This window comes from Cryobacterium sp. SO1 (genome assembly GCF_004210215.2).
Classification (GTDB): domain Bacteria; phylum Actinomycetota; class Actinomycetes; order Actinomycetales; family Microbacteriaceae; genus Cryobacterium.
On the sequence record NZ_CP067394.1, the window covers coordinates 3,933,202 to 3,949,790 of the forward strand.

The 16,589-nt window shown below is 68.9% G+C and carries 21 protein-coding genes; 15 read left to right on the plus strand and 6 right to left on the minus strand.

Annotated elements, in window-relative coordinates; translation table 11 throughout:
• Positions 1–28 precede the first annotated feature (28 nt).
• Positions 29–562, minus strand: coding sequence for an NUDIX hydrolase (locus tag BJQ95_RS18705; protein WP_130176201.1), 534 nt, complete (start codon positions 560–562; stop codon positions 29–31).
• A gap of 44 nt (positions 563–606) precedes the next feature.
• Positions 607–1,158, minus strand: coding sequence for a dihydrofolate reductase family protein (locus tag BJQ95_RS18710; RefSeq protein WP_130176202.1), 552 nt, complete (start codon positions 1,156–1,158; stop codon positions 607–609).
• Positions 1,159–1,364: 206 nt separating this feature from the next.
• Here BJQ95_RS18710 and BJQ95_RS18715 point away from each other — a divergent pair, with 206 nt between their 5' ends.
• Both BJQ95_RS18715 and BJQ95_RS18720 read left to right on the plus strand, forming a co-directional pair.
• On the plus strand, positions 1,365–1,586 hold the full coding sequence (locus tag BJQ95_RS18715; RefSeq protein WP_130176203.1) for a hypothetical protein: 222 nt from the start codon (positions 1,365–1,367) through the stop codon (positions 1,584–1,586).
• A gap of 319 nt (positions 1,587–1,905) precedes the next feature.
• On the plus strand, positions 1,906–2,694 hold the full coding sequence (locus tag BJQ95_RS18720; RefSeq protein ID WP_130176204.1) for a carbonic anhydrase: 789 nt from the start codon (positions 1,906–1,908) through the stop codon (positions 2,692–2,694).
• A 138-nt stretch (positions 2,695–2,832) separates the two neighbouring features.
• On the opposite strand, the gene BJQ95_RS18725 is transcribed toward BJQ95_RS18720, so the two are convergent.
• Positions 2,833–4,164: an aspartate aminotransferase family protein gene (locus tag BJQ95_RS18725; RefSeq protein ID WP_130176205.1), complete on the minus strand. Its 1,332-nt coding sequence runs from the start codon at positions 4,162–4,164 to the stop codon at positions 2,833–2,835.
• 88 nt (positions 4,165–4,252) lie between these two features.
• Here BJQ95_RS18725 and BJQ95_RS18730 point away from each other — a divergent pair, with 88 nt between their 5' ends.
• The gene (locus BJQ95_RS18730) at positions 4,253–5,233 is read left to right on the plus strand and encodes a LysR family transcriptional regulator (RefSeq protein ID WP_130176206.1); all 981 of its coding nucleotides are present in this window, start codon (positions 4,253–4,255) and stop codon (positions 5,231–5,233) included.
• A 38-nt stretch (positions 5,234–5,271) separates the two neighbouring features.
• Here the strand turns inward: BJQ95_RS18730 and BJQ95_RS18735 are convergent, their stop codons facing one another.
• Positions 5,272–6,087: a bacteriorhodopsin-like gene (locus BJQ95_RS18735; RefSeq protein WP_130176207.1), complete on the minus strand. Its 816-nt coding sequence runs from the start codon at positions 6,085–6,087 to the stop codon at positions 5,272–5,274.
• Between the two features lie 131 nt (positions 6,088–6,218).
• On the opposite strand from BJQ95_RS18735, the gene BJQ95_RS18740 reads away from it, so the two are divergent.
• From BJQ95_RS18740 to BJQ95_RS18750, 3 genes are all read left to right on the plus strand, one after another.
• A complete protein-coding gene (locus BJQ95_RS18740; RefSeq protein WP_130176208.1) occupies positions 6,219–6,716 on the plus strand; it encodes a MarR family winged helix-turn-helix transcriptional regulator in 498 nt (165 codons plus the stop codon).
• Positions 6,717–6,824: 108 nt separating this feature from the next.
• On the plus strand, positions 6,825–7,583 hold the full coding sequence (locus BJQ95_RS18745) for a hypothetical protein (protein ID WP_130176209.1): 759 nt from the start codon (positions 6,825–6,827) through the stop codon (positions 7,581–7,583).
• A 50-nt stretch (positions 7,584–7,633) separates the two neighbouring features.
• Positions 7,634–8,056 (plus strand): MauE/DoxX family redox-associated membrane protein, encoded by a 423-nt coding sequence (locus BJQ95_RS18750; protein WP_130176210.1) that lies wholly within the window; start codon positions 7,634–7,636, stop codon positions 8,054–8,056.
• Between the two features lie 3 nt (positions 8,057–8,059).
• Here BJQ95_RS18750 and BJQ95_RS18755 read toward each other — a convergent pair whose 3' ends face one another.
• Positions 8,060–8,401 (minus strand): helix-turn-helix domain-containing protein, encoded by a 342-nt coding sequence (locus BJQ95_RS18755; protein WP_130176211.1) that lies wholly within the window; start codon positions 8,399–8,401, stop codon positions 8,060–8,062.
• Positions 8,402–8,546: 145 nt separating this feature from the next.
• On the opposite strand from BJQ95_RS18755, the gene BJQ95_RS18760 reads away from it, so the two are divergent.
• From BJQ95_RS18760 to BJQ95_RS18785, 6 genes are all read left to right on the plus strand, one after another.
• Positions 8,547–9,197 (plus strand): NADPH-dependent F420 reductase, encoded by a 651-nt coding sequence (locus tag BJQ95_RS18760; RefSeq protein ID WP_130176212.1) that lies wholly within the window; start codon positions 8,547–8,549, stop codon positions 9,195–9,197.
• Between the two features lie 206 nt (positions 9,198–9,403).
• A complete protein-coding gene (locus BJQ95_RS18765; RefSeq protein WP_130176213.1) occupies positions 9,404–10,297 on the plus strand; it encodes an endonuclease/exonuclease/phosphatase family protein in 894 nt (297 codons plus the stop codon).
• Between the two features lie 10 nt (positions 10,298–10,307).
• Positions 10,308–10,916 carry a hypothetical protein gene (locus BJQ95_RS18770; protein ID WP_130176214.1) on the plus strand — a complete coding sequence of 203 codons (609 nt, stop codon included), beginning with the start codon at positions 10,308–10,310 and terminating at the stop codon, positions 10,914–10,916.
• 122 nt (positions 10,917–11,038) lie between these two features.
• Entirely contained in the window at positions 11,039–11,593 is a 555-nt protein-coding gene (locus BJQ95_RS18775; RefSeq protein ID WP_130176215.1) for a PadR family transcriptional regulator, read from the plus strand.
• Entirely contained in the window at positions 11,590–11,982 is a 393-nt protein-coding gene (locus BJQ95_RS18780; protein ID WP_130176216.1) for a hypothetical protein, read from the plus strand. The genes BJQ95_RS18775 and BJQ95_RS18780 overlap by 4 nt, the downstream gene beginning before the upstream one ends.
• Before the next feature lie 100 nt (positions 11,983–12,082).
• Positions 12,083–13,180, plus strand: a complete 1,098-nt coding sequence (locus BJQ95_RS18785; protein WP_130176217.1) for a hypothetical protein — start codon at positions 12,083–12,085, stop codon at positions 13,178–13,180.
• 16 nt (positions 13,181–13,196) lie between these two features.
• Here the strand turns inward: BJQ95_RS18785 and BJQ95_RS18790 are convergent, their stop codons facing one another.
• Positions 13,197–13,802 carry a TetR/AcrR family transcriptional regulator gene (locus tag BJQ95_RS18790; protein WP_130176218.1) on the minus strand — a complete coding sequence of 202 codons (606 nt, stop codon included), beginning with the start codon at positions 13,800–13,802 and terminating at the stop codon, positions 13,197–13,199.
• Between the two features lie 54 nt (positions 13,803–13,856).
• Here BJQ95_RS18790 and BJQ95_RS18795 point away from each other — a divergent pair, with 54 nt between their 5' ends.
• The 3 genes from BJQ95_RS18795 to BJQ95_RS18805 all read left to right on the plus strand — a co-directional run bounded on the left by BJQ95_RS18795 (position 13,857) and on the right by BJQ95_RS18805 (position 16,555).
• Positions 13,857–14,654 carry an SDR family NAD(P)-dependent oxidoreductase gene (locus BJQ95_RS18795; RefSeq protein WP_130176219.1) on the plus strand — a complete coding sequence of 266 codons (798 nt, stop codon included), beginning with the start codon at positions 13,857–13,859 and terminating at the stop codon, positions 14,652–14,654.
• Positions 14,655–14,662: 8 nt separating this feature from the next.
• A complete protein-coding gene (locus BJQ95_RS18800) occupies positions 14,663–15,604 on the plus strand; it encodes an SDR family NAD(P)-dependent oxidoreductase (RefSeq protein ID WP_130176220.1) in 942 nt (313 codons plus the stop codon).
• Positions 15,605–15,739: 135 nt separating this feature from the next.
• Positions 15,740–16,555: an MBL fold metallo-hydrolase gene (locus tag BJQ95_RS18805; protein WP_130176221.1), complete on the plus strand. Its 816-nt coding sequence runs from the start codon at positions 15,740–15,742 to the stop codon at positions 16,553–16,555.
• Positions 16,556–16,589: the final 34 nt, after the last annotated feature.

A 16,589-nucleotide genomic window follows, 5' to 3' on the forward strand; every position in this document is an offset into this window, starting at 1 on the left:
GAGTGTCCGTTCGGTTTTGCGGAGCTGATCAGGCCTGCCGGTCGAGCAGCACGTAGGTGTAGGCCGCGATGGTTGCGGCGTCCACGATATCGCTGGACCGGATCATCCGCCGGAAATCCTCTTCGCTGAACCAACGGTGCACCATGTCCTGCTCGGTGACCTCCCGCTCCGGCGGCCCGGGCGTCAGGTCGGTGGCCAGGTACAGATCGCAGCCCTGGCTGCTGTGCCCGTAGGCGCTGTAGAAATGCGCCAGGTGCCGCACGTCGCCGGCGCGCATCCCGGTCTCTTCCTGCAGTTCGGCGCGGGCCAGGTCTTCCTGGCTGCCGTCGTTCGCACCGGGCCAGGAGCCCTGCGGAAACTCCCACGCGCGCCGCCCCACGGTGTACCGGAATTGTTGGACCAGCCAGAACCCGCCGTCGACAAACGGCACGACGATGGCGAAGTCGGGCTTGTCGATGACACCGTAGATGCCCGTCGAGCCGTCCGGCCGGCGCACCACGTCCTCCCGCACGGTCATCCAAGCGTTGCTGTATACCTCACGGGTTGACACGGCCTTAGTCATGGGCACCGCCTCTCGCACCCATACAACCATGCCCGTCTGTCGGGCTAGTCGATACGGAGCCCGTAGCTGAGGATGGTGTTGCCTTTGCTGGTCACGCTGGATTTCTGCAGGACCAGTTTGGTGACGGGATCGCTGGGCTCGAAGAGATGCCGGCCCTGCCCCGCCACCACCGGATGCATCATCAGGGTCAACGAGTCCAGCAGGCCGGCGAACAACAGCTGCCGCACCAACGAGATGCTGGCCATGACACTGATCTCGCCGCCCTCAGACTGCTTGAGCGCGGTGACGAAGTCCTCCAGCGGCGCATCCATCAGCTGGGAATTCTGCCAGTCGAGATCCCCGGTGAGGGTGCGGGAGGCGACGAACTTCGGAATCGGGTTGATGAATCCGCCGAACGGGTCGTCAGCGGCGGCATTCGGCCAGTACTCGGCCCACTCCTGGTAGCCCGCCCGGCCGAGAAGTACCGTGTCGACGCGACTCATCATCGCGCCCATCTCCTCGCTCATCTCGGCATCGAAGCTGTCGAACTGCCAGAGGTTCGGCGACTCCACGACCCCGTCGACGGAGTAGAAGAGGCCCGCAGTGAGTGTGCGCATATCGGATTCTCCACAATCTGAGACGTCCCCCGCCTCGCGGTCAAGCCTGTCTCGCTGGTTTGAGCTGAATATCTCGCTGGTTGAGCTTGTCGAAACCTAGTGACCTGACCTTCGAACGACACCGATCACACCCCCACATTCGCACCACTCGGGTGCCGACGGCAAGAAGTTCCTCCGAGGATCCGTGGACGCTGTGGTGGCTGCATGTGACCGGCCGCGACCTGCCGGAGTTCCTCACCGCCGACGGCATGACCGCGGATGCCCCGATCCGCACCCCGTCGGACGTGTACCGGGTGGTGGCGTTGATCGCCGCGGTGCTGCAGTCGATGGAGCGCGACACCACCACCACGAGCCTGCTCGCTGCCCCGCGCTGCAATACCAAACCCCGCTACGGATGGCCCGCTCGCCGCCGCCTGACGCGTGGCTGAATGCCGAGAAGCCAGCTGAGGCCAGTTGCGAGCTGCTCAACTGGCCGAAAGTGCCATCTCGGGGCCTGGCCCTGCCGCGAGATGACAGTTGAGGCGCGTTCGGCGCACTCAGAGGACCTCAAGTGGCAACTCGCCGCCAGGGCAGCGCATCCGCTGGTACCGGCGCGCGCCCGTCGACGCTGCCGGCGGGCCCTTCGGCCCCACGCCGCGGCAGTTCGCCTTGTGTCCACAGAGGATGATTCGGGAAGGCGGCCCTCGTTGGAGGGTGGTCACGCCGCATGTTCGGTGCGGCGTCGTCTAGACAGTTCTAGGAGTTCCCATGTCCGTACGATTCCGGCTCTTTTCCTCAGCCCTCGCCGTGGCCGCCGTCACCCTTGCCGGTTGCGCCCAAGCCGCCCCGGAGCCGACCGCGACACCGGCGGCGGAGCCGGCCCACTGGTCGTACGACGGCGACACCGGCCCCGTGTCGTGGGGCGACGTGGACGCCAGTTTCGAGACCTGCGCCGTAGGCACCGACCAGTCACCGATCGACCTGCCGGCCACAGTGCCCGCGCCGACGACCAGCATCCGGTTGAGCGCGGAGAACGCGGAGGGTGACGTCTTCGACACCGGGCACGCGGTGGAGTTCGAGGCCGACGGGGAGGGCGAAACCCTCACCTTCGGCGGCGACGAGTACAGCCTGCAGCAGATGCACGCACACGTGCCGTCGGAGCACACCGTGAACGGCCAGCCGGCCGCGGCCGAGCTGCACCTGGTGAACACGGATGCCGACGGCAAGCTGCTGGTTCTCGGCGTCCTGGTGGCCGAGGGCGACGCATCCGGCGCGCTGGCGCCGTTCATCGAGGAGACGACTCATGTCACGGATGAAGAAGTCGTGACGCTGGATGTCTCGGCCGTGCTGCCGGCGTCGCTGGAGAACTACGAGTACTCGGGCAGCCTCACCACGCCGCCGTGCACCGAGGACGTGCAGTGGGTAGTGCTGAGTACGCCGATTTCGATGTCGGCGGGGCAGATCGGCACCCTCGAGGGCGTGCACAACCACAACGCGCGGCCGACGCAGCCGCTCGGAGATCGCGTGGTTGTGGGTGGGACCGGGGAGCTGGGGTAACGCGCCCGCATGAGCGCGCGGCCAGCTAAGGGAGGTGCGGTGATTGTGCGAGTCGCGGAGTCTGCTTCGGCAGGCTCAGTGCGATGTCGACAAGCTCGACCAGCGGGCGGGTTCCGTTGGGCTGACGAGCTCTAGGCGTCAGTCGGGAGTGTGCTCCCCGATCGCCTGGTCGAGGATCTCGAGACCCCATGCGATCTCGGCCTCGGTGCTCGTGAGGGGCGGCGCGATGCGGAAGGTGCCGCCGATGCCGGGCAACTGCACGATGTTCATGTGCAGGCCCAACTCGAGGCACCGGCGAGTGATCGCGGCGCCCAACTCGTCTGAGCCCTCCTTGGTGTCCCGATCGAGCACGAGCTCCACACCCTGCAACAGGCCACGGCCGCGCACATCCCCGACCACGGCGTGCCGGTCCTGGATCGACAGCAGGCCGGCGCGGAGCAGCGCACCGAGCTCGGCGGCGCGCACATCAAGCTGGTCGCGCTGCAGAACGTCGAGCACGGTGTTGCCCACGGCGGCGACCAGGGGGTCGGAGACGTGGGTGGTGAAGAAGAGGAAACCACGGTCGGCGGCGGCCTGTTCGATCTCGGCCGTGGTGATGACCGCGGCCAGCGGCAGGCCGGCGCCCAGGGTCTTGGAGAGGGTGAGGATGTCGGGCACCACACCGTCGCGCTCGAAGGCGTACCAGGTGCCCGTGCGGCAGAGTCCGGTCTGGGCTTCGTCCAGGATGAGAAGCATCCCGCGCTCCTGGCACTTCTGCTTGAGCGCCGCGAGGTAGCCGAGCGGCGGTTCGATGATGCCACCGGAGCTGAGGATCGGCTCGACGATGCAGGCGGCCAGGCTACCGGTGGACTGTGCGTCGACCAGCGCGAAGGCCACGTCTAGTTGGCGGCGCCAGTCGAGCCGGCCTTCGGCATCCACAAAATCGGGCCGGTACTCGTAGGGCACGGGGATGGCGATGTTGCCGGGTGCCGCCGGCCCGTAGCCCTGTCGGCCCGAACTGTAGGTGGCGCCGGCCGCGCCCAGGGTCATGCCGTGCCAGGAGCGTGCGAACGAGACGATCTCGTGCTTGCCGGTGACGAGTTTGGCCATCCGGATGGCCGCCTCGTTCGACTCCGCCCCGGTGGTGAGCAGCAGGGTCTTGGTCAGCGGATGCGGCAGGGTCTCGGCCAGCCGCCGGGACAGCTCCACGACCGGCCGGGAGAGCATGCCGCTGTAGAGGTGGTCGAGGTTGGCGATCTGGCGCTGCACCGTGGCCACGATCTCCGGATGCGAGTGGCCGAGAATGGAACTCATCTGTCCGGAGGTGAAGTCCAGGATCTGGCGGCCGGCCTCGGTGTAGACGAAGCTCCCTCGCGCGCAATCGATGATCTCCGGCACAAACGGGCTGCCGTAGCGCACCACGTGCCGGTCGACATCCGCCCAGAACGCGGTATCGGATGTGGCGGCGGGGGTGATCGTCCTCGAAGACATGGGTAGACGGTAACGACGAGGCCCTGTGCATGTCTAGACCAGCTTCTCCACCATGCTGTTCGGTCTGGCCGAACAGTAGACTCGGGCCATGACCCTGAATCCATGGCGGCTGCGGCTCCTCGACGTGTTCGCGCGGGTGGGCACCGTGCGGGCGGTGGCGGCCGAGCTGATGCTGAGCCCGTCGACGGTGTCGCAGCAGCTGTCGGCGCTGGAGGCCGAGACCGGAGTGGTCCTGTTCGACCGGGTGGGCCGTACCCTCACGCTCACGGCCACCGGAGTGCTGTTGGTGGAGCGGGCGCGAGAGCTGCGCGACCACATGGACGCCATCGAAGCGGAAATCGCCGAGATCAGCACCGAGCCCGCCGGGTACCTGCGGGTGGGCGGCTTCGCCAGCTCGATGGCGCCGATCCTGATCCGGGCGGCGAAGGAGCTGGCCCGCACACACCCCCGGCTCACGTTGGAACTGCTCGAGATCGAACCACGCGCGGCCACCACGGCGCTGGACCAGGGCCGGTGCGACCTCGTCGTGACCGTCGACGAGGCAGACGGCACACTGCTGAGCCCCACCATCACGGTGATCCCGCTGGCCACCGACCCGCTGATGGCCGTTGCCGCGGCCGGCCATCCCCTGGGCGAGCTCCACAGCGTGTCGCTGGCCGATCTGGCCACCGAGCGGTGGGCGCTGGACGAGCCGGGCACATACCTGGGCGAACTTGTTCCCCGGAACTGCCGACTGGCAGGATTCGAACCCGTCGTGGCCGGCCGGTTCTCGAGCTACCGGGTACTTCTGGACCACGTGGCCGCGGGCCTGTCGGTGGCCGTACTCCCCGAGCTCGCGGTGGACCCGCGCGCGGGCATCGTGGCCCGCCCGGTGCTTGGTCTGGCCCACCGGCAGATCGTGGCGGCGGTGCGCACCGGCAGCGCCCGACGGCTCGCCATCGGCACGGTGATCGCGGCGCTGCAGCGGGCCTCCGCCGGCCCGGGTGTTGCCAGGCCGCACCGCGATGGCACAAAGCCGGTGCGGGCGGTGCGGCGCCGGGCCGCCGGGTCCGGGTCACTGGAGGTCTGACCCATGCTGCTCCCGATCACACCGCCCACACCGGCGACTCAGACGCGGACGGGCTTCTCGTCGACGGAGCCCTCAACCTCGGCGAAAGCGGGGTCATCGTCGAAGGACTTGATGCGGGCGACCCTGAAGATGATCAACGCGTAGACGGCCTTGGCCAGAATGTCGGCGATCGAGTAGCCGACCTGCTTGAAGACCCAGGCATCCGCGCCCTCGATGTTCAGCATCGGCAGCAGGTAGGCGATCGGGTAGACGCCCCAGCTCAACAGCAGCAACCAGCGCAGCTGGCTGAGGATTCTGCGCACTCCCACGGGCTGCTTGTTCAGCGACTTCGTGAGCTGCACGAACAGGACGTAAAGGATGTAGGCGAACGGGATGGTGGAGAGCAGCCCGAACAGGCCGCGGATGCCGTTGTCGCCGCTGATCTCACCGGGGTAGCCGAGGAGGATCATGAGCGCGGCGGCGGGAACGAGCCGCATCAGCAGGCCACGCTGCACCGACCGGGCCAGGGCGAGGACGGCGATGAGCTCCACCAGCAGCAGCGGCACCGTGAGCAACCAGTCCACGTACCGGTAGCCCTCGTTGAACCCGGCTCCGGCAGCCTGTGTGTAGTCGCCCTGACCACCGGCGGCCTCGGTCACGAAGGCTTCCCTGAACGAGTCGAAGATGCGGAAGTAGTGGTACGCGGCGATACCGCAGACAATGATCGCCACGGTGATCGCCTGCCGGTACCGCGGCAGGATGCGCGGCAGCGCGATGAGCAGGAACACCGCCGTGAACAGCTGCGCGGCGATCACCAGCGACAGGGAATTGTAAACAGTGTCGTACTGGCCGGGCGAGAGGATGTCGGGAATCATGAGGTACTCCATCCGTGTTTGACGGTGCGGTTTGACGATGCCTGATGTCGCTTAGTAAATAAGTTGCTTAGTCATTAAACTACATTATCAGCTAGTTTGGGAAGTACTCGGTAGAATAATTTCTATCCATCGTGAGTGAATCACCTCGCTCCGACCCGGCCGGAGATGCCATGACCTCATCCGCACCGCTCGCGCACACCCTAACAGGCTTTCCGGCCGCCGCAACGGCGTTCGTCAGCGCCCTCGACGCTAACCGGCAGCGCATCGCCGAGGATGCCGGCGTGAGCGCCACCGAACTACGCGCGCTCTTCATGGTGTCCAGGTCGGTGAGCATCACGCCCAAGGAGCTGGCCGAGTATCTGGGCATGACCACCGGGGCGATCACGGCCATCGCCCGCCGGCTGGTGGAGGCCGCTCTGCTGCACCGGGTGGACCATCCCGGCGACCGCCGCAGCCTCTACCTGGAGCTCACCCCGCACGGGCACGACGTGATGGGCGGCCTCCACCACGACTTCTCCGAGATGCTCGCCGCGTCCACTGCAAGCCTGAATGCCGATCAACTAACCGCTTTCACCGACGCGTTGACCTCGGTCGCCGCCGAGGTACGCACCCGGTTGGCCCGGTCCTGACCACACGCTGCACCCGGTGCGCGCCCCCCGGCATCCGCGCCGTCGGCAGTCTGCCCCATACTTGGATAGATGGGCACGCGCCCGCCACGATCCACGGAGATGAAACCGGTGTCAGACCCCAGCCTTCGCCTGCCCAACACGCAGTTCTGCGCTGTGCTCAACCTGGGTCTACTTCCCCTGGTCGCGCCACCCCTGCCGCCGCGCTTCGCGCACCCGGTGCTGGATGCCCAGTGGCTGGACGACGGCGCCGCGGTCTACATCGGCTTCGAAGAGGGTGAGCTGCACTTCGACGTGACCGAGCGCGGCATGGAGCACCACTTCCACAACGCCGACGGCGTCGACAGCGACATCAGCCCGTGGCCGCGCGCCGACACTCAAGCCCTGCTGGCCTGGTCGGTGCCGTTCGTGAACCATGTCAGCGCGCTGCTTGAAGAGCTCACCATGGACGCCGCCGAGGCGGCCGAGTGGGCTGCGCTGGGCCTCACCGTCTACGCCACCAGCCCGGACGAACCGACCCAGCTGGAGGTCGTGAACCTCGAACTCGAGGGCGAACAGCTGATGCTGCCATGGCTCGGCGCCGGCCATGTGGGCCACGACCACATCGACGGCCCCAACCACCGCATCGCGCTGCTCTGGAACGCCGAGCACGAGGAGCCCGACCTACCCCTCGCCTCGGCCTGGACCGACCCCGCCAACGGGGAGCCGGCCGTGCTCGCCCGGCCCGGTGTGGACTGGGACGCCGTTGGCCTGCCCGAGGCCGAGGTGCTCGAGTGGCTGGAGGGTCTCTACCTCAACCACCACCTGCTGGCCGACCCCGAGGAGCTCATCCTGCGCGCCGGGCTGGAGCGCATCGCGGGCATCCGCTAGCCGCAGCACATTCTCATCAACCCGTTTCGCCCGATCGACAGGGAGTCCCCATGACGAACCGACGCAACCCGCCCGCATCCAAAGCACGCACAGCGGGCCGGATCGCGCTCGGCGCGATTCTTGTCGTGGCCGGCACGAGTCACCTGACCTTTGCGCGGGATGACTTTCGCGCCCAGGTGCCGGAGTTCGTGCCACTCAAGGAAGACACCACGGTGCTGCTTTCCGGCGTGGCCGAGATCTCGCTCGGCAGCGCACTGCTGTTCGCCCCGACCAGCCTGCGCGGCAAGGTCGGGCTGCTCGCCGCCACCTTCTTCACCGCGATCTTTCCGGGCAACATCGCCCAGGCCGTGCACCACAAGGATGCGTTCGGGCTGGACACCGACGCCAAGCGGATCGGCCGGCTGTTCGGCCAGCCGCTGCTCATCGCCTGGGCACTCTGGTCGACGGCGGCGCTGGTGCGGCGCGTGAAGTAGCCGCTACGCCGTCACCGCGCCCTGGCGGGCACGGCTCCAGGTGACCAGGGGGCGTAGCAGCGAGATCAGCTGGCGGCCCGAGGGAGTCAGGTTGTAGCTGATCGACACCGGCGTGGTGGGCTGTACAGTGCGCTCGATGAGGCCCTCCTGCTGCAGCTCCTTGAGCCGGGCGGCGAGCAACCGGTCGGAGATGCCCTCCACGAGGGTGCGGTAGTCGGAGAACCGGCGAGCGCCGCGGGCACTAGCCATGAGGATCGCGGCGCTCCACTTGCGGCCGGCCAGCTCCACGGAGATCTGGAACCGGCGGCATTCTTCCTCGTCGAGGGCGAAGGTGGACTCGCTCATGCCCTGTCCAACGGGTTCGTTCACCGAGCACCTCACTAACTATTGATTAGCAGCTTACCACTGGTTGGCGCTAAGCGGCAGGGTCTGCCATCGTGGGATACCGGCGTTCGCACTCGGGCGCCGACGTTCCTGCAGAAAGGCCCCCATGGTCACCACGATCGGCATTCTCGGAGCGGGCCGCGTCGGCTCCGCCATCGCCCGCACCGCTCTCAGGGCAGGCTACGCCGTGCACATCGCCGGCTCCGGCCCGGCCGCCGATATCCAGCTGATCGTCGACATCGTCACCCCCGGCGCCGTGGCCATGAACGCCGCCGAGGTGGCCGCCAGCGCCGACCTGGTGGTGCTCGCCGTGCCGATGCACAAGTTCCGCTCGGTCGACCCGACCACCCTGGCCGGCCGCCTTGTGCTCGACACCATGAACTATTGGCAGCCCATCGACGGCCGGCTCGACGAGTTCGCCGGCGACCCGCGCGGCAGCAGCGAGGTCGTTGCCGAGCACTTCGGCGGCGCCCGGCTGGTGAAGACGCTCAATCACATCGGCTACCACGACCTGGAGACCGACGCCCGGCCCGCCGGTGCCGACGACCGGCATGCGCTGGCCATCGCCGGCGACGCGGACGCCGCATCCGTTGTGGCCGAGGTCATCGAGCGCTTCGGCTTCGACGCCGTCTACGCCGGACCGCTCGAGGCCGGCGTGGCGTTCGAACCGGGTTCGCCGGTCTTCGGCGGCCGGCACACCGCGGCGGAGCTCAGGGCCGAGCTGGAGCTGCCCGCGTTGGACACCGAAGCGGCATAGCCGCGCGCTCCCGCGCCCACGCGCCCGGCGGAACTGGTCCCCGTGCGGACAATTGCACCCGGCACACCGGGGCCACTTGTCCGCTTCGGGCGCAGTTACGCGGGCATCCGCTCGCACCCCGCTCGTAGGGCACGCGAGCTGTGAGTTGAGCCCCGAAAAACTCGCGGATCCTGGTGCTTTTCTCACAGTTCGATACGGTAGGCCGCATGACCGATGCGGCGCTGATCGGTGCGGTGAGCGCGCCCGACCTGCAGGTGATGACCTACAACATCCGCCGCCGGGTGCCCACCCTGAGGCCGGGCAGCCCCGACCGGTGGGATGCCCGCAAACTGCTGGTGAAACGGCTTCTCGCGGCTGAGCAGCCGACGGTGCTCGGCGCGCAGGAGGCGCTGGTCGACCAGGTGGATTTTGTGGCCGACGCGCTCGGCCCGCAGTACCGGTGGGTGGGCCGAGGCCGGCATGCCGCCGGGCACGATGAGCACAACCCGATCTTCTACGACAGCCGGCGCCTGCAGCTGACCGCGTGGCAACAGCGGGCGCTCTCGGCAACGCCCCACGCGCACGGGTCGCGCTCGTGGGGCAATCTCACCCGGCGGGTGGTGGTGTCCGCCGACTTCACTGATCTCAGCACCGGCAACCGTCTGCTGGCCTTCAACACCCACTTCGACCACCTCTCCTGGCGCTCCCGGCTCACCTCGGCGGAGTTCATCCTGGCCCTGGTGAACAGCGCCCACGCCGCCGAACCTGACGCCGCGATCGTGGTGACCGGCGACCTGAACGCCACCGTGGAATCCGCCGTGTACCGGCGGCTGACGGGGGACGGCGCGCTCCGGGACTCCTGGGTGGTGGCCGCCGAACGCCTGACCCCGCAGTGGGGCACCTTCTCGGGGTACCGACCCCAGCGGCGCGGCGGGGCTCGCATCGACTACGTACTGGTGGGGCCGTGCGTCGAGGTGGCGAGCACGGGCATCAACGCGGCCAGGTTCGACGGACGCTCGGCGTCCGACCACGAACCGGTGCAAGCGGTGCTGCGCCAATCGGTACTGCGCCGATCGGTGCTGCGCCCGGAACACCCCTCCGCCGGCGACCGATCCGACTAGTGTGCTGGCCATGATCCACACATTGCTGCGCCGGCCGTCCGGCGTCGCGGAAGGCACGGCCGACGCACTGCGGGCGCTGGCCGTGGTCGGCATCGTCGTCGCCGGCATCGGCTGGGGCCCCATGTCGGGACTGAGCCTGGCGGTGGTGGCTGGGGCGACGTTACTCCCCCGGATGCTGGAGCTCCGGCCGGGCGTTGACATCGCCTTCGGCGCCGTGGTGCTCGTGGCGGTCTGGAGCAGCGTGCTGGGGATCTACATCACCACCCGCTGGTGGGACCTGCCGGTGCACTTCCTCACCAACGGGCTGTGCGCCGCGCTGTTCTACGTCGTTCTTGTGCAGTTCGGCATTCTGGCCGACGCGGGCACGCTGCCCCGGCCCCTGCTGTCGGCCGCTGTGGTGACCACGGCGCTGGGCTTGGCACTCGGCGTGCTCTGGGAGGTGTTCGAGTGGGTCGGGCACACCTTCCTCGATCCAGAGATTTTTGTCGGCTACAACGACTCGATCGGAGACCTGGTCTGGGGCGGCGCCGGGGCGCTGCTCGCGGGGTGCAGCATGACGTATTTCAGGGGGCCGGCGGCAAGAAATGGCGCACTGGACCGTGAGTCTCCCGCCGCGTGAGGGCGCGCTCACACCAGATCGCCGTCGGGTGCACTCCGGATTGTCGACACGGAACACATCGCGGACTGGCGTCAAGCGTCATTATCTGCTAGATATCTCTACTAGATAGAAAGTGAGACGTTGTGGCACCCTCAGACCAAACCCAGATGGCCGTCCTCGGCGGCCTCAGCATCGCCCCGATGACGGGCTACGCCCTGCGGGAGCAGATCCGGGATGCCCTCGGGCAGTTCTGGGCGGAGAGCTTCGGGCAGATCTACCCGGCCCTGGCGGCGCTCGAACGCGACGGGCTGATCGAGCGCCAAGCTGCCCTCCGGGCCGGCTCCTCCACGTTCGCCATCACCCCGCAGGGCAGTGCGCGCCTGCGCGACCTCCTGGCCGAGGCGCCGCACCCGGTGAAGCCGCGGAACGGCGTCTTGCTGCGACTGTTCTTCGGGCGCCAACTGGGCGAGGAGGCCTGCCGGCGGCTCGTGATGGACACGCGGGCCAAGGCCGAGGCCGACCTCACCAGGCTGCGGGACATCCGCGCCGAACTGCAGGCCGACCCCGGCCCGGATGCACCGTACATCCTGCTCACCGTGCTGGCCGGTGAGCACGCCGCACGCGCTTCGCTCGCCTGGGCGGATGAAGCGCTGGACGTTCTCGACGGCATCGCCGGCTCGAGCGCGGTGTCGCGATGAGCGCCGGTCTCGTGGCGGGCGCCGCCGTGACCTTCTGCGTGCTGATGGTCGCACTGATCATCTTCCAGGCCGCCCTCATCGCCGGAGCTCCGCTGGGGCACTTCGCCTGGGGCGGGCAAGACCGGGTGCTACCCATCCGCAAGCGCCTGGGCAGCGCCACCTCGATCGGCCTGTACCTGATCTTCGCGGTACTCATTCTGCAGCGGGCCGGGCTGGCCGAGGTCATCCCGTGGCCCGCGGTCGTCAGCATCGCGACCTGGGTCCTGGCCGGCTATTTCCTGCTGGGCATCGTCCTGAACGCGGCCTCCCGGTCACGGCCGGAGCGGTGGACCATGGCGCCGCTGTGCGTCGTCTTGGCAGGCCTGACGGGTCTTATCGCCCTGAGCTGACTGCATGCCGGGGTCAGGTTATCTGCAGTACGGTGAGTGAACCTGCGATCAGGAATCCCACCGGCGAGGTTCCAGACCAGCACCGTCGAAAGGTGACCGCATGACCGGGTGGGCAGTTGTCGTCCCCCTCGCCCCGCGCCTGCAGCCCGGCCGCTTCCTGGTTCCCGATGTGGCCCGCGGTGTGGCCATCATCGCGATGCTGGTGGCGCACGCGGGCCCGATCATGGCGGAGCAACCGGCCGCCACCCTGTTCCTGCAGGGGCAGCTCAATGACGTGGCCTCTCCCCTGTTCGCCACCACCATGGGCGCGGCCGCGGCGATCGTGTTGGCCAAGGCGGGCACCGCGGCCGCCCAGCGCACGGTGATCGTGCAGAACGTCATCCGGGGCGCCATCCTGGTGCTGCTCGGGTTGCTCCTGGCCACCTGGGGCAGTTGGATCGCGATCGTGCTGTCGTTCCTGGGGATCGTGCTCGCCATCGGCACGCCACTGGTGCTGCTCGGCACCCGAGCGCTGGTCGCCGTGTTGGCGGCGGTCCTGGTTGTCGGCGCCCCGCTCAACGCGCTGATGCTGGCCGCCACCGGCCCGCTGATCACGGTGGGTGAGCGCACCCCGGCGAGCTTCCTGCTCGAGTGGCTGTTCCTCAGCCCGCACTACCGGGTGACCAACCTGCTGCCGTGGTTCCTATTCGGGGCGCTACTGTTCCGCATCCGCTTCGGTGGCCGCCGCGCCGGCTGGATCCTGCTCGCGCTCTCGGTGCCGGCCTGGTGGCTCGGTCCGCTGTGGCGCGGCGCCACCGGCGAGGAGTTCAGCCCGTCGGGAAGCTACCTCGACACCCTGCACGACGCCGGACTGGTGCTCGGGGTGCTAGGTGTGATCATGCTGCTCGCGTCGCTCGGCGGCCGGCGAACCGCCGCGGCCGTGCGGACGGTATTCCTGCCCTTCGAGGCGATCGGCTCCATTTCACTGTCGCTGTACGTATTCCAGGTGGCTGTGGTCGGGTGGATGTCGGCCAATGGGATCCACTTCGGCAGCACCGACCCGGTCGCCTGGGTCGTGCTCGTGATCGGCGTGCCGATCCTGGGGATCCTCTGGTGGCGGTTCGTGGGCAAGGGACCGATCGAGTGGCTGATCGGGGTGCTCTCGGGCCGGTACCGGTACCGGCTCCGCCGGCCGGTGCGGACCGGTTCCGAACCCTAGCGCCTCGCGCAGGGAGCTAGGTCGCGGCCTGGTGCAAGGGCTCCAGCGCCGAGTCGAGGGCCGCTTCGAGCGGCCAGGCCGAACGCATCGGCTGGCTGAGCACGAGCCCGCCCTGGATAGCGGCGAGGATCACGACGGCAATGCGTTGGGGATCGACCGCCCGGTCGATCTGGCCGGCGACCTGCATCTTCGCCACACCCGCGGCCAGCAGGTCCCGCCACTCGGCCATGCTGGCGCCGAGGAAGGCCTCGAGGTCGGGATCGGTCATGGCGCCCTGGGTGGCCAGCGACCCGATCGGGCAGGCCCAGCGACCCAAACCCAGGTAGTACTCCACCAGGGCTCCGCGCCACTGGTTCCAGGACTCCCAGGTGCTCAGGTCATGGATGAACGGCTCCTGGGCCTCGAGGAGCTGCTGGCCCTCCCAGGTCGCGACCTCGCGCACCAGCTCGGTCTTGCCGCCGGGAAAGTAGTGGAAGAGCTGGCTCTTGCTGGTGAGCGTGGCCGCTCGCACCGTGTCGAGGGTGGTGCCGCCGATCCCGGCGGCGAGGATCTGCTCACCGGTGGCCTCGATGATCCGCTGCCGGGTGGCCCGGCCCCGGGCGGTGATCTTCTTGTCCTCCATCCTCTGATCGTAGCCCACTGGACCGTTTGGTCCACGTTGTGGTAGGAATGGACCATGAAGTCCAATAGCGAAGAACTCCAGTCCCTCTCCCCCGATACCCGCCTGGCGGGACGCACCGCCGTCGTCACCGGCTCCACCAGCGGAATCGGCGAAGCCATCGCCCGCGTGCTCGCCGCTTCCGGTGCCGAGGTGGTGGTGAGCGGCCGGGATGCCGGCCGCGCCCAGGCCGTCGTCAACACGATCATCGCCGCCGGCGGCCGCGCACATGCCGTGGTCGGCGACCTCGGCGGCACCTACGCCGACATTCGCAGCTTCGCCGCCGAGGCGACCGCCGCGCTCGGCGGGCAGGTCGATATCCTCGTCAACAACGCGGGCATCTACCCCGCCACGGCCACCGCGGCGTTGGCGGATGCCGACCTCGAAGCGGTTCTGGCCACCAACATCCGCGCTCCGCACGTGCTTGTCGCCGAACTCGCGCCGGCGATGGCGGAACGTGGCAGCGGCAGGGTCGTGAACGTCGGCTCGTGGATGTCGCGGGTGGGTGTGCCCTTCGGCGCTGTCTACACGGCGTCGAAGGCCGCGGTCGAGCAGATGACCCGCACCTGGTCCGCCGAGTTCGGGCCCAGCGGTGTGAACGTGAACACCGTGGCACCCGGGGCAACCAACACGCCGGGCAACGCCGACAGCGCCGCGGTGCTCGAGGCGATGACCGCCGGCACCCCGGCGGGCCGGCCGGTGCGCCCCGTCGACATCGCCTTCGCGGTGCGCTACCTGGTCTCCGACGACGCGACGTTTGTGCACGGCACCGTGCTCGATGTCGACGGCGGCATCGTCAACACCCGGCTCGGCTGAGGCCCGCGATGACCGACGCTGCTTTTCAGGGCGCTGTATCCTTCGGGGCCGAGTCCACCGCGCTCGAAGTGGTGGAGGGGATCGACCTGCACGGCCGGTCCGCCCTCGTCACCGGTGCAAGCTCCGGCATCGGGGTGGAGACCGCCCGGGCGCTGGCCGAAGCCGGCGCGAGCGTCACGCTCGCCGTCCGGGACCTCGCGGCTGGCGCCCGCACGGCCGCGGACATCCGTGCGAGCACCGGTAACGACGCGGTACGGGTGGCCCACCTCGACCTGGCCGACCTCGAGTCGGTGCGGGCTCTGGCCGCCGGCTGGTCCGGGCCTCTGCACATCCTGGTGAACAATGCGGGGATCATGCACACCCCCGAGCTACGCACTCCGGCCGGCTGGGAGATGCAGTTCGCCGTGAACCACCTGGGCCATTTCGCGCTCGCCACGGCGCTGCATCCCGCGCTGGCCGCCGCCGGCGGCGCCAGGATCGTGGCGGTGAGTTCGAGTGGGCACGGGTCAAGCGGCATCCGGTTCGACGATTTGTTCTTTGAGCGGGATGCCTACGACTCGGGCCTCGCTTACGGCCAGTCGAAGACCGCGAACGTGCTGTTCGCCCTCGACGCCACGCGGCGGTGGGCGGACGACGGCATCACCGCGGCCGCCCTGATGCCCGGCGGCATCTGGACGAACCTGCAGCGGCACTGGGATCCAGAGATGCTGGCCGGGATGAAGCGCCGGTACCCGGGGAAGAGCCCGGAGCAGGGCGCCGCGACGTCGGTGTTCGTGGCCACCCGGGCGACACTCGGCGTGGGGACGCCGGGCTACTACGAGGACTGCCACCCCGCAGCCGTGGTGCCGGGCATCGTCGACGGCATCCACGGGGTGCTGCCGCACGCACTCGACCCGGATGCCGCCCACCGGCTGTGGGACGTGTCCGCCGGGCTGGTCGAGTCGGTCTGACCTCTCGCCGCGTTGCCCCGGTTCGGACGACTTGCCCCGGAGCACGGGAGCAACTCGTCCGCAGGTGGGCAACTCGGTGCGTTCGGCGGCATACTGGCGGCAACACCCGCCCCCGCCGCACCTCGGAAGGACCCCGTGAGCTTCTGGATCTGTGCCACCTGCGGCGTCGAGCATGCCGAGGACTCCGGCGCCTGCGCCATCTGCGCCGATGAACGACAGGGGGTGCCGGCCACCGGCCAGCGCTGGAGCACGCTCTACGACCTGCACGAGGCCGGCGTCCGGGCCGACCTCCGCGAGCTGGAACCCGCTCTGTTCGGCATCGAGAGCACCCCGCACGTGGGCATCGGTCAGCAGGCCAAGCTGCTCTACACCCCCACGGGGAGCGTGCTCTGGGATCCGATCGGGTTTGTGGACAACGACATCGCCAGCCAGGTACTCGCGCACGGCCCGGTGCGCGCGATCGTGGCCAGCCATCCGCACATGTTCGGCGTACAGGTGGAGTGGAGCCGGGCGCTCGGCGGGGTGCCCGTGCTGGTGGCCGAAGCCGACCTGGCCTGGGTTGCCAGGCCCGACCCGGTGATCGAACCCTGGTCGACCGAGGTGCACCTGCTGCCCGGCGTCACCCTGGTGCAGGTGGGCGGGCATTTTCCCGGCAGCGGGGTGATCCACTGGGCGGCCGGAGCCAGGGGGCGCGGCGTGCTGCTCAGCGGCGACACCGTGTTCGCCAACCCCGATCGCACCTCGGTGAGCTTCATGCGCAGCTACCCCAACCGGCTGCCGCTATCGGGCCCGGTGGTGGAGCGCGTAGCCCGCAGCCTGGAGAGATTCGACTTCGACAGGCTTTACGGCAACTTCGACACCGTGATCCAGACGGATGCCCGCGCCATCGTGCGCCGATCGGCCGACAGGCACTGGGGCTGGGTGCGCGGCGATTTCGACCACCTCACCTGAGGTGTCCTGCGCTCCGTTCAGGTGGGGCGCCGGT